Here is a 14,835-nt window from a genome sequence, read left to right as displayed (position 1 = left end):
AAGATGCCCCTATTACAAGGGACATCTTCTTTTATTCCTTTTGACGCAGCACAGTATAGACACCTGCAAAGATACATAGAATGCCAATGAATGAGCGTAATCCCATTTCTTCTCCCAAAAGCAGCCAGCCAAGAACGGCACCTACGATCGGTTGAAAGAAAAAGAACAAACCGCCGCTTGAGGCATCCATTAATTGAAGCCCTCTATTCCATAAAAAGAATGCTAGAGCTGTTGAGATGATGCCTAGATAAAGAATACCGCCCCAAATCTCCGGCCTTGCCATCTGTTCCACATCTAGGTGAGGTAAACGAAATAATACAGGCGGTGTTAAAACAATGAATGCAATGATGATCGCATATGTGGTTGTCACCACCTGAGGATACTTTCCTGGAACACGTTTGAGCAAAACAGACATCAGCGCCCATGTTAAAGCAGCGAAGACCAATGAAAGACCACCGACAAATTCATCTGTCTGTACTGCAACTGGTCCAATCATGAGCCATACACCTGCTGTAGCAAGCAGGATGGATGCGCACTTTCGAACAGTCATGGCTTCTTTTAATAGAAAGAAAGCAAACAGCACCATAAACGCAGGAGTTGCAGATGTAATAACAGCCCCCATTTGTGCAGAGGTATACATCGTCCCAATTTCTTGGGTCACGATTGAAAGGAAATTTCCGATCAGCCCAATCAACACCATAAGGGGGATATCTTTTTTATCTAATCGAAAGGAATAGCCCAAGCGCCAAATGGTGATCACCAACACGACTCCTGCTACAGCATATCTCATCCAGACGAGCTCAAGTGGCGGGACAACCGCTACTGTTACTTTGACAACAACGTACATGCCACCCCAAATACTTGCTGCGATTGCTAGGTAAAGGGCGCCTATATATTTTTCATTCATCATTTTCCCTCCGTTATTGGATATTTTGAATACCATATCCACAAACGGAGATCACTCTCCGTTATGGACGGAGGGCATTTGGAACATCATGTTCAAACAAAGGTTTGCACAGCATTGTCGTCACTCCAATTTTTTTATTTTCTGATACTTTATAACATATTCTGGATGACTTCAATCCTTTTTGCACCTTTTTTCTTTATATAATAGAAGATAAGGGGCTATTGACATGCTAAATTCGTTTTCATATAGTAAGTAAAACTATAGGTCGTCACGCAGAAAAGGAGTAGAGGTCGTTGGATATTGAAGCTAGAAAACATATTCCCAGCACGGAACATGAACCATTTCTCGAGGGAATAAAAGATTGTGTGCCAACCCTGCTTGGTTATATGAGTATCGGGTTTGCCTTTGGAATTGTTGGAATTAGCGCACAGTTGAGCCTATGGGACATTGCGCTTCTAGCAATCTTTATTTACGCAGGTGCTTCACAGTTTATTATCTGTGCACTGCTTGTCACGGGAAGCCCCCTTTCCGCTATTATTCTCACTACATTTATTGTGAATCTGCGTCATTTATTACTAAGCCTGACGCTGGCTCCTCATTTTACACGCTACTCTTTAAAACAAAATATTGGATTCGGTCTATTGCTGACTGATGAATCCTTTGGCGTAGCCATGAATAAATTAGCTCAGCATGGAAAGCTGAATAACCGGTGGATGCACGGGCTGAACATAACGGCTTATTTGTGCTGGATTGCTGCCTGTATACTTGGCGGCATTTTTGGACACTGGATCTCAAATCCTGAAGCACTTGGTCTTGATTTTGCTCTTTCCGCTATGTTTGCTGCACTGCTGGTTCTTTCTTTGCAAACTGTGCCTAAAAGTAAATTAACCCATCGCCTGTCACTTGTTTTGTATATGGTCGTTGCGATGTTTGTCCTGCTTCATTTTGTTCCATCACACGTGGCTGTTCTATTAGCCACCATAATTGTCGCAACCATTGGGGTGGTGACAGATAAATGATCAGCAGTTTTATGATGTGGCTCATTCTCGGCTGTATGATTGTCACTGTGATTCCAAGGGTCGTTCCCTTTATATTTGTACGAAGTATCGAGCTTCCTGAAGTGGTGCTCAAGTGGTTATCGTTTATTCCCATTTGTATCTTTACGGCTTTGATTGCAGAGCATTTGTTCATTCATACCACAACAGGTGTCACCATTCACTGGATGTACCTTGCTGTCTTGGTTCCGACCGTCGTGATCGCTGTTTGGACAAAGAGCTTATCACTTACTGTTCTTGTAGGCGTCCTGCTGATGGGGACTGCCAGATGGTTTTTTTAAAAGAAAAAGCTTAACCGCATGTGGTTAAGCTTTGTTTCATTTTACGATTCCGTATACAAATCCATCGTAACCCTTTTCACCAACAGTTTGAATGGCTGTAGCCTCTATTCTTGACTCTTGTTTGAGTAAATTGAAAAATTCACGAGTTCCTTGAACTCGCTCATCCCCATCAGAGTCATGAAGGACTGCTCCATTTCTCACGACATTGTCTGCAATAATGACTGTTCCCTTTTTTGAGAAGTGTAACGCCCACTTTAGATATTTCGGGTTGTTCGGTTTATCTGCATCAATGAAAATCAAATCGAATGGAAGCACATCCCTCTCTTTTAACTGGGCTAGCGTATCCAATGCCTTTCCTTGCAAAATGCTCACCCGTTCCGATAAGCCCGCTCTACTAATGTTTTGCTGAGCAATCTGTACATGGTGGCTGACAGCCTCTAATGTGATGAGTTCTCCATCCTCTTCAAGAGCACGCGCCAACCAAATGGTACTGTATCCACCAAGTGTCCCGATCTCTAAAATGCGCTTTGCATTCTTGGTTTTTGCTAATAAATAAAGCATTTTCCCTTGAGCTGGTGACACATCAATTTCTGGCAGGCCTGCTTGCTTATTATGAGTAAGAGCTTGCTCCAAAACATCATCTTTAGGAATCAACTTGTCTGTGATATACTCGTCAACTTTCTCCCACACTTGCTTCATCTCAACCATCTCCCTTGATCATGTCTTCTGTCTCAAGTCTACATGATGATAGCGAGCGCGTATAATCAATTCTTTTCACACATCTATTCATTTTATTGATGAAAGACATGTCATGATGGAGACATGAAGCAGTGCCATGTTTTCGGATTTACTGGTTCAGGTGATTTTTCAAATCCCCTTTTTTATCTTGAAGCTTTCCTTTGGCTTGATCCTTTTTCCCTTCTGCTTTCAGGTTTTGATGATCTGTTGCTTCGCCAAGTTTCTCTTTCAATTGACCTTTGGCTTGATTTGTTTTTCCTTTCGCTTTATCCATATGTCCTTTTTCTTCACTCATTTGTTCCACCTCCACGTTTGATACTATTCATTTAGCCTTTTTCACAGATACAAAACATCTGAGTGTGCGATCCAAGAAACTACAGCAACAAGAAAATCCAGCCAAGGTCGGCTGGATTAAAAATAATGATCTATAAGATAGACTTAAAAGCTTTAACCTGTTTTACTCTGATCGTACTCAACAAGATCACCTAGAATTTCGTCAATCTGATTCATCATCTCAGTTTCAATTTTCACCTCAGATGCTAAAGCATTCTCCCTCACCTGTTCTGGACTAGATGCACCGATAATTGCTGCAGAAACGTTCTGATTTTGCAGTACCCATGCTATTGCAAGCTGAGCGAGAGTAAGATCAACCTCTTGTGCGATGGGCTTAAGCTTTTGGATCGCCTCTAAGGTATTATTATTCATCCAGCGTTGAGCAAGGTTTTTAAAAAAAGGTTTTCCAGCAGGTGAGTTAGCACGCGAATTAGTCGGAAGTGATTTTCCTGGGAGATACTTTCCAGTAAGGATTCCCTGGGCCAAAGGCGACCATACTACCTGGCCAAGTCCTTCGCGCTGACAGGTCGGTATTACATCACTTTCAATGATTCTCCATAACATGGAGTATTGAGGTTGGCTGGCAATTAGGGGGACTTTTAGCTCTCGTGCAAGCGCTGCCCCTCGAGTAATTTGTTCTGCTGTCCACTCACTTACACCAATATAGTTCACTTTCCCCTGTCTTACTAAATCTGCGAAAGCTAACATCGTTTCTTCCAGAGGTGTAGTTGGATCAAACCTGTGTGCATAGTAAATATCAATATAATCCGTTTGTAAACGTCGCAAAGAGGCATGACAGTTTTCCAAAATATGCTTGCGTGATAATCCTCTATCGTTTTTCCCAGTACCGGTTGGATGACATACTTTTGTACATAGTTCAATGCTCTCCCGCCGGATCCCTTTTAAAGACCTGCCTAGTATCTCTTCAGCCTTGGTGTCTGAATAAACATCAGCAGTATCAAACGTCGTAATACCAACATCAAGAGCAGCTTTCACACAATCATGGGCAGTTTCTTCATTTATCTTACCACCATGATTAATCCAGTTTCCGTATGCAAGTTTACTAATTGTTAATCCACTATTTCCAAGTTTACTATACTCCATAATAATGCCCTCCTTTTGAAAGAATACTTTCATTATAAAAAGAGGCCGTTAATATGTATAATATATATATTCTGATAAATATATATATATTTTATATAACTAAAAATATTTCCATTAATAAAACGCAAAACAGTTTAATAACAATTCTTCGTAATCAATTACACAATAAGCAAGGTTGAAATTTATAGGGGGCATAAAAAATGGATCTGAGACAAATACGTTATTTTATCATGGTTGCTGAAGAACTAAATTTTAGCCGGGCAGCTGAACGTCTTAAAATGGCACAGCCTCCATTAAGTCAGGAAATTCGCAAATTAGAAGAAGAGTTAGGTGTTACGCTTTTTCATAGAACGAGAAGACAGGTTGAACTTTCAGATTCGGGGAGAGTATTTTTAGAAGAAGCCCGCCGTACGCTTCTTCAAGTAGATAGAACGATTAAAGCAACACAGCTTGCAGATGACGGAAGAATAGGTCATTTGACGATCGGCTTCGTTGATTCTACTGATATTGTGATTGATATTATTAAAAGGTTTCGAGAAAGTTTCCCTAACATCCAACTTGTCTTATGTGAAATGGCTACAGAACAGCAGTTAAAAGCACTATATAAGAAAGAAATTCAAATAGGATTTATTCGTTCTAACCAAAATAATAAGATACTTACCTCAGAAATTTGTTGTGAGGAATCATTAAGCTTGGTTTTGCCAGAAAATCATCCTTTAGCTTCATTTCCCAAAGTTCCAATTCATTTATTAGCCAATGAACCATTTATCATGTTCCCACGTCATCTAGGTGCAGCATTTTATGATTTAATTATCAGCTACTTTTGGGAAAATAGCATAAGTTTAAACGTAGTTCAGGAAGCTATTCAAATGCATACGATTGTGAATTTAGTTGCTGCAGGAATGGGAATCTCTGTGGTTCCATCCTCAGTAGAAAGCGTAAAACGTTCAGGGGTTGTTTATAGAAAAATCCAAGAAACTACACCAAAAGTAAATTTATATGTTTCATGGAGACAAGATGAAACATCAACCGTCGCTGACCACTTTTTAACAGTTGTGAGAGAAGCCTATTTAAGTTCTCAGTCTAAATCATGAAAATCCAGCCAGGGTCAGCTGGATTAAAAAATAATGATCTATAAGACAGACTTAAAAGCTTTCACCTGCTATGTACACGTTTCAGGTATGATAGACATAATGGAAAGAAAGGTTGGTGTTCTATGATTATCTCTGAAAACATATTCACCGTTCGTAACTTGACCTATCGTATTCGGTCTGCTGCAATTGGCGATGCCAAGCAGTTATCAGCGCTCAGACTGAAAATTGATGGTGAAACAGAATATTTAGACCGTGAACCAGGCGAAGCCTTTCTTCATGAAAAAGATTTTGAGGTGTTGATTCAAGATGATACCAAAAAAAGCAGGCATTTATTTTTGGTCGCTGATATTGAAGGAGAAATTGTTGGTTTCTCCAGATGTGAGGGACATTCACTCAAGCGCTCTGCTCACAAAGTGACTTTTGGGGTCGCCATTCAAAAGGATGTTTGGGGCTATCACATTGGCAAAGAGCTTTTAGCCACTTCTATTGACTGGGCTGATCAGCAAGGCATCCAGAAGATGTCACTTCAAGTGCTAGAAACGAACCAAAAAGCCATTCGGTTATATGAGCACCATGGCTTTCTGATTGAAGGGGTATTAAAAAATGATAAACGTCTGGCAGATGGACTTTATTACAATACTGTTGTGATGGGCAGGCAGCGGCCAAGCTTCTGACTACTTACATCACATAACCCCATACCATTGAAATCGCACTGTATATTAGAAGCAGCCCCATGACATACTGGAACGGTCTTTCATAAGCAGTCAAAAAGCGCTTATACAAAGAGCCAAATAGGCTCCAGCTAAATGTACCGAGAAATCCAATAAGTGCGAGAATCAGCGTCCATATGACATACTGCATATTCGATTGTCCATATGGCAAAACAAATGTTGAAATCACAGTCAATCCATACAAGATCGCTTTTGGGTTGATAAATTGCAGCATCATACCAGGGACAAAATGATTGTAACGATCAAGTGTTTCGTCATCCCCGCCTTTACTTTTCATGATTTTGACCGCTAAATAAATCATGTATGCAGCTCCGATGAACGCCATGACCCAGCCTATTTTCGGCATCACTTGATAAAGAATGATATTAAAGAAGCAACTCAAACACAAAATAACGAGAAATCCGATACCCACACCTAAACAAAATCGAAATGTTTGCTTGACCCCATATTTATTCGTAAAGACCATGGCCATGATGTTGTTTGGCCCTGGGGTAAAGCTGCTCACAAAAGCATAGATCAACATAGAAAGAATCATAGTTGCCGCCTCCCTTGTACGTTATTAAGACTTTAATTACTTTATTGCGTATGTTACGTTTTATTGTAACGTTCGGTCTTTATAAAGTAAATAGAGAAAGGAGTTTTTTTCATGGAAGATGTACAATCGATTATTTCTAAAAATGTGAGGCTTCTTAGAGACCAAAAGAAATTAAGCCTCGAAAAGATGGCAGAATTAACAGGTGTCAGCAAAACCATGATTGGACAAATTGAAAGAGGAGAATCAACCCCTACCATCACGACTTTATGGAAAATCGCCAACGGATTAAAGGTATCTTTTAGTGAGCTCATTCATGCACCACAGCCTGAAATCAAAGTAGTACGCAATGAAGATGCACAGATTTTAACGGAAGATGATGGGCGATATCGCGTATATACGACTTTTCCTTTTGATAACCGGGGGAAATTTGAAGTGTACCGAGTAGAAATTGATCCTGGCGGGTCGTTGCATGCAAATGAGCACATTGGCGGGACAGAGGAATTGATTACCGTTTTTGAGGGAGCGCTTGATATATCCATTGGAGATGAGCAATACAGCTTAAATGCCGGCGACTCCATTCGTTTTAAAGCGGACCGTACGCATGCATATAAACAAACCGGAGAACAAATGGTCCGGCTGCAAATGATTCTTTATTATCCTCATGAAAAAAGCTGACAGGCTTGTCCACCTGTCAGCTTTGCATTTTATTTAATTAAATCCTGGATCGCGTACCACTGTTCCAGTAAATGTGACACTATATTTTCCTAACCCTAATTCTTTAATAGAGGTTTGTTTTAAAATACCGACCCAGCCATCCTCTGCATATACAATACTTTCTGGGATGTTTGATGTCGTATATGTTCTTGTTACTGAAACAGTTCGACTGGCCTGAGCCGTTATTTCACTGTTTGTTTGCTCCTTTGCTTCCACTGGAGCAGTTGTGACCCCAGCACCCGTTAAGACAATTGCTCCAACTAAAACAGAAGACATGACCTTTTTCATAAAAAAATCCCTCCCTTTTTTTGTAGAACATAATAACCATACCATAATTCAGTACTTATATAAGATATTTTTTCATTTTTTTGAAAATTATGATATGATTGTCTTATGTTGGATAGAGAGCGTTTTATACTTCTGTGCTTTTATCCTCATCTCATTCCGTCAAACAATTGTGAACGGAGGTGATTTCATGAAAAAATGGCTCATCTGTTTTCAACTTGTTTTTCTCTTCACCTTGACGACCACACCACTTGCTTCTGCTGCTTCATGCCCTACAGTGAAACCTTGTGTCATTGATCCTTAAGCATCAAAAAGGTCGATCAAGCCTATTCACTTGATCGACCTTTTTCGTTATGCTTGCTCTGCTTCCCAGCGGGCAACCTCTTCTCTTACTTTAGGAGCGACTTCTTTTCCAAATAGCTCAATGGCTTTTAATACTTGATCATGCGGCATTGAACCAACTGGTACATGAAGCATAAAACGCGTGATTCCTACATTTTTTCTTAGGTGAATCACTTTCTCTGCCACTGCATCTGAATCTCCTACATACAGCGCGCCTTCTAACGTTCTCGCTGCATCAAATGTAGAACGAGTATAAGGTCCCCAGCCTCGCTCTCTTGCTAACGTATTCATCACATGCTGTGTGGAAGGGAAGAATTGGTCTGCTGCCAGTTCTGTTTCTTCCGCAACAAATCCATGCGAATGTGACGCCACGGTTAATTTCTCTGGGTCATGTCCAGCGTGCACTGCCGCTTGCTTGTACAGCTGAACGAGCGGTGCGAACTGTCTAGGACTTCCGCCAATGATGGCAAGTACTAAAGGCAGTCCCAATAATCCAGCACGTACGACAGATTCACGGTTTCCTCCACTGCCGATCCAGATTGGAAGCGGATCTTGAACAGGTCTTGGATATACGCCGACATCTTGAATAGCTGGGCGATGCTTTCCGCTCCATGTGACACGCTCAGACTGCTGTAATTTGAGCAACAAATCAAGCTTTTCTTCAAATAATTCTTCATAGTCATCAAGGTCATAGCCAAAGAGCGGGAATGATTCAATAAATGAACCACGGCCTGCCATAATTTCTGCACGCCCGTTTGATAGTCCATCTAGCGTTGCAAAATCCTGAAAGACACGAACAGGATCTGCTGATGAAAGGACTGTCACTGCACTTGTCAGGCGGATATTCTTTGTTTGTGTTGCCGCAGCCGCTAAGACAACAGCGGGATTCGATGCTGCGAAATCCTCACGGTGATGCTCACCTACGCCAAATACATCAAGGCCGACTTGATCTGCTAAAATAATTTCTTCGACTACTTCTCGAATACGCTGTGCGTGACTGACTGTTTTTCCTGTTTGAAAATCAGGTGTTGTTTCTACAAATGTACTAATTCCTAGTTCCATGAGTGGAACCCCCTATCTTATAAGTATGTTACGAATTCAGAGACTGGCTTTCGGTAGCCTCTCGGTTGTCTGCTCTCTACTTTTTCTTTTCCTAGTGTGATCATTAACACGGGAACCAAATCCGACTCGATGTTGAGCACCTTTTTCATGACATCAGGGTCAAAGCCGATCATTGGGCACGTGTCCCAGCCCTTGTTTTTGGCGGCGAGCATAAACAGCATCGCAGATAATGAAGCATTGCGGATTGCCTCTTCTTTCTGAAAATCCGCTCCTCTCTGTTCATAAAAGCTCATCGTCTCTCTGACCATTTCTTCGTATTGCTGTGTGTTTAAAATGCCAAGCATTTTCAGACCTTCATAAATGTTCGCCGCTTGCTGATAAGCCTTTGGGTCTCCCAATACAATGATCGCTGCTGAGGCAGAATGCACTTTATATTGTCCAAATGCAGCTTCTCTTACTTGTTCTTTAAGATCTTCTGTTTGGACGACGACATATTGTGTGTGCTGTAAGTTAAAAGCAGATGGTGCCATTTTGACCTCTTCAAAAATGCTGTTAAGCTCTTCTCTCGAAATCGAGATATTTGGCAAAAAATTTGATGCGGATCGTCTTTCACGTACCAATGTATCAAAGCTGAGAGTCATCTTGTTTCCCCTTTTCGTGAAGTTGTTTTGCACCTAAACCGACTTTTTTTAATAATTCAATGAGCTGTTCTTTTTCTTCTTTTTCAATAAAGGATAGGTTTTGTGAAATGACATCTGTGTGTTTAGGAAAAATGTCGTCAAACAATTGCTTTCCTTTTTCCGTCAGTAATACATGAAATACACGTTTATCAGAGGGCGCACATTGCCTTTTCACGAGCTCTTGTTTTTCTAGTTTGTTCACGACATATGTCATACTTCCACTTGGGATTGACAGGATGTCGCTGATTTTTTGGACGGGATGTGGCCCCTTACTATAGAGCAATTCAAGGATCTGAAAGTTTTCAAATCCGATATCATAACGTTCAATGTCTGTTTGAATATTTGTAAAAAGAGCTTGATAGGCTTTCATCCACACGCGGAATAGCCTTAAGTCTAATTCATGTTCATGCTGCACCATGGCAACTACTCCCTTTTTAAGAAATCCTAAAACTAGGATAAATTTATCCTAACACTAGGATATATGATTGTCAACGAGTTTGTTTCATAAAAAAAAGACCACCTCAAATCAGTGATCTTCTTCTTTTAAGACAAAATGCAATTCAGCTATCTGCTTGTATTGTTTGACTTCTTTTAATGAAAACCTGGATTCTATATCCGCTGGGGAAAACAGGGGAATGCCTCTCCCAATCATGACAGGAGCAATTTGAAGATAAAGCTCATCAACCAATCCTGCTTTTATGAAAAACTGAAGCAGTTCCCCGCCGCCGACAATCCAGATATGCTGACCTTCTTCATGTTTTAATTTTTTCATAAAAGATAAGATATCTTCACGAATGATATGGGTTCCTTTCAAACTGTCTTGTAAAGTACGTGACATGATATAACATGTCTTTCCTTCATAAGGAAACTCATCTGGTGACAGCTGTAGAACCTGCTCATATGTATTTCGCCCCATGATCAGCGTATCAACTGACGCATAAAAGTCATCATACCTCGTTTCTTCTTCGCCCTCTGTTCCTATTAACCAATCGAGCCTGTGATCCTCTCTCGCTAAATAGCCATCGATACTCATTGCCCCATAAAAAAGCAGCTTCCTTTTCTGACTCAATTCCATCACTCCCTTACCTTAAACGAGAACATATATTCTATTTTAATTGTATCAGAAAGGAAAGACAAAGTATATATGGATTTTTCATCATCCGTTTTCATGCCTTCAACACCGTGATTCACTAAGGTATCCTCTTCAAGTAATGATATAATAAAATCAGTTCAATCAATGATCATACTTGGAGGAGAAACTGATGATACGACGACTTGATCATATCGTGTTGACTGTACAACATATGGAGGACACCATTCGCTTTTATACAAACGTATTAGGAATGAAGGAAGAAACCTTTGGAGAAGGCCGTAAAGCGCTTCGTTTTGGTTTACAGAAGATCAATCTTCATGAATCTGGTCATGAATATGAGCCGACAGCGGCTCACCCACTTCCAGGCTCTAGTGATTTGTGCTTTATCACCGATTTAGATATGGACAGTTTGCTGCTGCACCTTCGCAAGCAAGTGGTTCCTATTGAAGAGGGGCCTGTCAGGCGCACAGGTACATTAGGTCCGGTTGAATCTGTTTATATCCGTGATCCTGATCTGAATTTAATTGAAATATCTCGATATATAGAGGAGGGTGATCCGTCATGACCCGCTTATTTTTGAGACCGATTGAAGAACAGGATTATCTGGGTATTCAAAGAGGATGCCAGCATGAAGAAACACTTTACATGACTGGCACACGAAAAACGTTCACACTAGAAGAAATTCGTTCAGCCTACACCCGATTTTTACAAGATGACAGCAGACGAGATTTCGCCATTTGTCTGTTAGACACGAAAGAAATGATTGGGGATGCGGCGATTGTGGATATTGATCCAATCAATCATACGGCAAGCTTCCGCATTGCGCTTCATGGACCAGAACATTTCCAAAAAGGCTATGGCACCGAAGCTGTCCGAATGGTTCAAGCATTCGCCTTTGAGACATTAGAACTCAATCGCCTTGAGCTCGAAGTCTTTTCCCACAATCCGAGAGCCTTCAGAAGCTATGAGAAAGCCGGATTTCAATATGAAGGAAAAAGGCGCCAAGCGCTTTATTTCAATGGTACCTACTCAGATGTGATCATCATGGGCATCCTTCGTGAAGAATACAATCAGATGAACAGTGGAGATGCCCCTGCTTAAGAAGGGACATCTTTTTTTAAAATTTGAATCGCTGTGACGATGATCAAACAAATCATGGAAGAGAGAACGATAGAGACGCTTGATATACTAAGCGCCATGCCTTCCCATCTGCCAATGAAGAAACTCGCTATCAATAAAACCAATCCAAATAGAATAAAGCATATAGGGAGGATCAGACCCGCATGACGGTTTCTGCCTTTTTTCCCTGCCCACCATGAGAGACACAATACAACGATTGTAAAAATAGCGGTTTGCAGCCAAAACATGTTGTTTCAACTCACTTTCTCTTTTTTTATTTTATGACGATGGAGGTACTTCCAATGAACATGAGACCCATTGAGCAAAAAGACAACCCGTATATCGCAGCGATTATCCGCCAGTCACTAGAATCGGCGAATCTGGCGATTGAAGGAACCGCCTACACTGATCCCCACCTTGACCAGCTGTTCGAATACTATCAATCATCGACTCATGCAGCCTATTGGATTGCTGAAGAGAATGGCGATATTCTGGGCGGCGTAGGCATTGCTCCATTTACTAACGGAATATGTGAATTACAAAAGCTTTATCTGAGTCCAAATGCTCAAGGAAAAGGTGCTGGCAAAAAACTGATGGATACAGCGCTGCAATATGCCTCTACATACTATGAAGCATGTTATTTAGAAACCCGCCAGGAATTAACTGCAGCCACCGGCCTTTATCAGCGATATGGCTTTTCTCTTCTTTCAGAGCCGATTGAAGGCTCTGAGCATTCTGCAATGGATGCTTGGTATCTCAAAACCTTCTCATCATGAGCTGTAAAACAATCGATAGGTTTTTGTCCGCTGAAAGCCTAGCTTTTCTGCCAGTTTGATCGAAGTTAGGTGATGGACATCGCAATCCCAATGCGGTGTCCTCTTATTTTCAAGACAACTCTTGATCATATGCTGACCCGCCAGCTGCGCTAAACCTTTCCCCCGGCAGGCTTCTTCTGTCCAAATATCTATCTCTACACGATCTTCACTTGAAAAAATGGAGACACATTCACTCACCACGTTCTCACCATCTAAGATGGCAACTCCGATTCCTTTTGATAGAAAGCGCGCCGGTCTCCCCCAATAGGCTTCGTAATAGCTAGGCGTGAAAGCCCTGCTTGCATTGATCACCTGTTCTTTTGTCCGCTCTACTCTGTAGCCTGGATGAGACGCAGAAACATAAGATTGTGCTTGCGAAAAAACGTACGCATGTCTTTCCATCTCTTTCAGATGTGATCCAAGACAATTTTTCATCATCACATCTGTCGATTGATTCGCTGAAAATATGGTAAATCGGCCGTTTTGTCTTTTCTGTCTTTCGTAAATATCCACAATAAACGCCGAGAAGTGTGACAGCTCTTCTTCTCTCTTGCCTGCAACATAATAAATGCCGCATGCTGTTTCGAGAAAATAAATACGAGGGTGCACTGCATCATCTACATAAAGATTCCCTTGTATGAAACCATCCATGACCGCATCTACAAACACTGGATATGCCGGATCGATCTGGCGAATCCCTTCTTTTATCGATGCTGTCCTTTGCTTTTCCAAAAGATGCATGGCGCTCCCCTTTTCCAAACATGTTCTTTCCTTCCATTATATATAAAAAAATGCGCGCATGCAGTGACTCTTTGCAACAAATAAAATTCTTTCTCATTTGCTTTCCTCTATTGCTATGCTCATTGTGAAAGGAGGTTTATGAATGAGGGTTTGGTTTTATTTAGAAACAAGAAAAGGTTGTGAAAAGTAAACGTCATCAACCATCCACATGGCACAGGCATTAAAACACCTGAAGCCGCAGTCTTAAAGAAAGAGACCTCGTTTAAAAGGTCTCTTACTTCTTCATTCATTATTCTGCTGCTGTCTCTTCTGTCGCCTTCACCTTCCAAATAAGGGGTAAGCCTACCTGCGAATAAAAATGGGACATGAATATTTTGATCGGATAATATGCCGCCAAGTGCCGGGTCAAAGATCGTACCATTACTTATGTAGGCAGAGTTCATTTTCCTACACATACTGAAACCGCAGTGGAAGAGATAATAAATCACTTGACGCTGAAACTTAACAGAGCAATGTTTCTTGTCATCTTCTCATATGATCATTCTCTCTCTCTAAAAATGAATCACCCCTAATTCTAATGCTGCTTTAATTGCTTCCGCTCTTGAAGTGACCTCCAGCTTTTGATAAATATTTGTTAAATGAGCTTTGACAGTTCTTTCGGAAATCCCCATATCAAATGCAATTTCCTTACTTCGTAATCCTCTAGCCACTGCTTGCAAGACAAGCATCTCTTTTTCAGTCAGCATGTTTATTTCTTTTTTCAAATGGTTCGGAGTCACTTGATGCTCTGTTGATTCAAATACCTTGGCAGCGACGTTTGCTTGAAGAAGAATATCTCCTCTGATAGCTGCTTCAATTGTATAAAATAAATTTTCCCTGCTGGCATCCTTTAAAAGATAGCCCTTTGCTCCAAGTTGCAGCCCTTCAATCATTAATTTCTCTTCGTTATAGGTAGTGAGAATCAGGACCGGTACTTTTAATTGAAGAGACTGCATCTCTTTTAGCATCTCAAGCCCACTCATGTTAGGCATGTTGAGGTCAAGTAATACAAGGTCTGGAGCCTTCTCTTTCAAGACATCTAACCCCTTTGCCCCATCCTCAGCTTCACCAACAACATCAAATCGTTGATCTGTCTCAAGAATTAATTTTAATCCTTCCCTAACAACAAAATGATCATCGACAATCACAATTTGATAAGACATTGTT

Annotated in this window: 21 protein-coding genes; 8 read left to right on the top strand and 13 right to left on the bottom strand. The window is 41.0% G+C overall.

Annotated features, from left to right (window positions below; genetic code table 11):
* Positions 1–31: 31 nt before the first annotated feature.
* The gene (locus NSS78_RS02930; protein ID WP_034620208.1) at positions 32–907 is read right to left on the bottom strand and encodes a DMT family transporter; all 876 of its coding nucleotides are present in this window, start codon (positions 905–907) and stop codon (positions 32–34) included.
* Positions 908–1,200: 293 nt separating this feature from the next.
* On the opposite strand from NSS78_RS02930, the gene NSS78_RS02925 reads away from it, so the two are divergent.
* Together NSS78_RS02925 and NSS78_RS02920 are read left to right on the top strand one after the other, a co-directional pair.
* Positions 1,201–1,926 (top strand): AzlC family ABC transporter permease, encoded by a 726-nt coding sequence (locus NSS78_RS02925; protein WP_003214127.1) that lies wholly within the window; start codon positions 1,201–1,203, stop codon positions 1,924–1,926.
* On the top strand, positions 1,923–2,243 hold the full coding sequence (locus NSS78_RS02920) for an AzlD domain-containing protein (RefSeq protein WP_106030211.1): 321 nt from the start codon (positions 1,923–1,925) through the stop codon (positions 2,241–2,243). Before NSS78_RS02925 ends, NSS78_RS02920 begins: the two co-directional genes overlap by 4 nt.
* A 36-nt stretch (positions 2,244–2,279) precedes the next feature.
* Here NSS78_RS02920 and NSS78_RS02915 read toward each other — a convergent pair whose 3' ends face one another.
* The 3 genes from NSS78_RS02915 to NSS78_RS02905 form a co-directional block, all read right to left on the bottom strand.
* Positions 2,280–2,942 (bottom strand): O-methyltransferase, encoded by a 663-nt coding sequence (locus NSS78_RS02915; protein ID WP_106030210.1) that lies wholly within the window; start codon positions 2,940–2,942, stop codon positions 2,280–2,282.
* Positions 2,943–3,090: 148 nt separating this feature from the next.
* Positions 3,091–3,276 carry a CsbD family protein gene (locus NSS78_RS02910; protein ID WP_003213978.1) on the bottom strand — a complete coding sequence of 62 codons (186 nt, stop codon included), beginning with the start codon at positions 3,274–3,276 and terminating at the stop codon, positions 3,091–3,093.
* A gap of 152 nt (positions 3,277–3,428) precedes the next feature.
* On the bottom strand, positions 3,429–4,418 hold the full coding sequence (locus NSS78_RS02905; protein ID WP_050945658.1) for an aldo/keto reductase family protein: 990 nt from the start codon (positions 4,416–4,418) through the stop codon (positions 3,429–3,431).
* A 200-nt stretch (positions 4,419–4,618) separates the two neighbouring features.
* On the opposite strand from NSS78_RS02905, the gene NSS78_RS02900 reads away from it, so the two are divergent.
* Entirely contained in the window at positions 4,619–5,512 is an 894-nt protein-coding gene (locus NSS78_RS02900; RefSeq protein ID WP_137055591.1) for a LysR substrate-binding domain-containing protein, read from the top strand.
* A gap of 122 nt (positions 5,513–5,634) precedes the next feature.
* A complete protein-coding gene (locus NSS78_RS02895) occupies positions 5,635–6,186 on the top strand; it encodes a GNAT family N-acetyltransferase (RefSeq protein WP_309217894.1) in 552 nt (183 codons plus the stop codon).
* A gap of 4 nt (positions 6,187–6,190) precedes the next feature.
* Here the strand turns inward: NSS78_RS02895 and NSS78_RS02890 are convergent, their stop codons facing one another.
* Positions 6,191–6,778, bottom strand: a complete 588-nt coding sequence (locus NSS78_RS02890; protein WP_003214091.1) for a LysE family transporter — start codon at positions 6,776–6,778, stop codon at positions 6,191–6,193.
* Positions 6,779–6,889: 111 nt separating this feature from the next.
* Here NSS78_RS02890 and NSS78_RS02885 point away from each other — a divergent pair, with 111 nt between their 5' ends.
* Positions 6,890–7,453 (top strand): XRE family transcriptional regulator, encoded by a 564-nt coding sequence (locus NSS78_RS02885; RefSeq protein WP_003214401.1) that lies wholly within the window; start codon positions 6,890–6,892, stop codon positions 7,451–7,453.
* A 33-nt stretch (positions 7,454–7,486) separates the two neighbouring features.
* Here the strand turns inward: NSS78_RS02885 and NSS78_RS02880 are convergent, their stop codons facing one another.
* The 5 genes from NSS78_RS02880 to NSS78_RS02860 form a co-directional block, all read right to left on the bottom strand.
* Positions 7,487–7,780 (bottom strand): hypothetical protein, encoded by a 294-nt coding sequence (locus tag NSS78_RS02880; protein WP_003214005.1) that lies wholly within the window; start codon positions 7,778–7,780, stop codon positions 7,487–7,489.
* 348 nt (positions 7,781–8,128) lie between these two features.
* Complete coding sequence (locus NSS78_RS02875) at positions 8,129–9,181, bottom strand: LLM class flavin-dependent oxidoreductase (RefSeq protein ID WP_050945655.1); 1,053 nt, start codon at positions 9,179–9,181, stop codon at positions 8,129–8,131.
* Positions 9,182–9,198: 17 nt separating this feature from the next.
* The gene (locus tag NSS78_RS02870) at positions 9,199–9,822 is read right to left on the bottom strand and encodes a nitroreductase family protein (RefSeq protein WP_309217899.1); all 624 of its coding nucleotides are present in this window, start codon (positions 9,820–9,822) and stop codon (positions 9,199–9,201) included.
* Entirely contained in the window at positions 9,806–10,279 is a 474-nt protein-coding gene (locus NSS78_RS02865; protein ID WP_003213943.1) for a MarR family transcriptional regulator, read from the bottom strand. The genes NSS78_RS02870 and NSS78_RS02865 overlap by 17 nt, the downstream gene beginning before the upstream one ends.
* A 108-nt stretch (positions 10,280–10,387) precedes the next feature.
* Positions 10,388–10,930 (bottom strand): dihydrofolate reductase family protein, encoded by a 543-nt coding sequence (locus tag NSS78_RS02860; protein ID WP_003214351.1) that lies wholly within the window; start codon positions 10,928–10,930, stop codon positions 10,388–10,390.
* Positions 10,931–11,123: 193 nt separating this feature from the next.
* Here NSS78_RS02860 and NSS78_RS02855 point away from each other — a divergent pair, with 193 nt between their 5' ends.
* Positions 11,124–11,519, top strand: a complete 396-nt coding sequence (locus tag NSS78_RS02855; protein ID WP_309217901.1) for a VOC family protein — start codon at positions 11,124–11,126, stop codon at positions 11,517–11,519.
* Entirely contained in the window at positions 11,516–12,055 is a 540-nt protein-coding gene (locus NSS78_RS02850; protein ID WP_050945653.1) for a GNAT family protein, read from the top strand. Before NSS78_RS02855 ends, NSS78_RS02850 begins: the two co-directional genes overlap by 4 nt.
* Here NSS78_RS02850 and NSS78_RS02845 read toward each other — a convergent pair.
* Positions 12,052–12,321, bottom strand: coding sequence for a YesK-like family protein (locus NSS78_RS02845; protein ID WP_106030202.1), 270 nt, complete (start codon positions 12,319–12,321; stop codon positions 12,052–12,054). The two genes, NSS78_RS02850 and NSS78_RS02845, sit on opposite strands and share 4 nt — an antisense overlap.
* A gap of 54 nt (positions 12,322–12,375) precedes the next feature.
* Here NSS78_RS02845 and NSS78_RS02840 point away from each other — a divergent pair, with 54 nt between their 5' ends.
* Complete coding sequence (locus NSS78_RS02840) at positions 12,376–12,849, top strand: GNAT family N-acetyltransferase (protein WP_309217904.1); 474 nt, start codon at positions 12,376–12,378, stop codon at positions 12,847–12,849.
* On the opposite strand, the gene NSS78_RS02835 is transcribed toward NSS78_RS02840, so the two are convergent.
* Both NSS78_RS02835 and NSS78_RS02830 read right to left on the bottom strand, forming a co-directional pair.
* Positions 12,844–13,629, bottom strand: a complete 786-nt coding sequence (locus tag NSS78_RS02835) for a GNAT family N-acetyltransferase (RefSeq protein ID WP_137055585.1) — start codon at positions 13,627–13,629, stop codon at positions 12,844–12,846. The two genes, NSS78_RS02840 and NSS78_RS02835, sit on opposite strands and share 6 nt — an antisense overlap.
* 551 nt (positions 13,630–14,180) lie before the next feature.
* Positions 14,181–14,831, bottom strand: coding sequence for a response regulator transcription factor (locus NSS78_RS02830; RefSeq protein WP_106030199.1), 651 nt, complete (start codon positions 14,829–14,831; stop codon positions 14,181–14,183).
* Positions 14,832–14,835: the final 4 nt, after the last annotated feature.

Source organism: Bacillus sp. FSL W8-0920 (genome assembly GCF_038593215.1).
GTDB lineage: Bacteria > Bacillota > Bacilli > Bacillales > Bacillaceae > Bacillus > Bacillus pumilus.
Note: the sequence above shows the minus strand (reverse complement) of the source record. Positions and strands in the feature narration are given on the sequence as shown.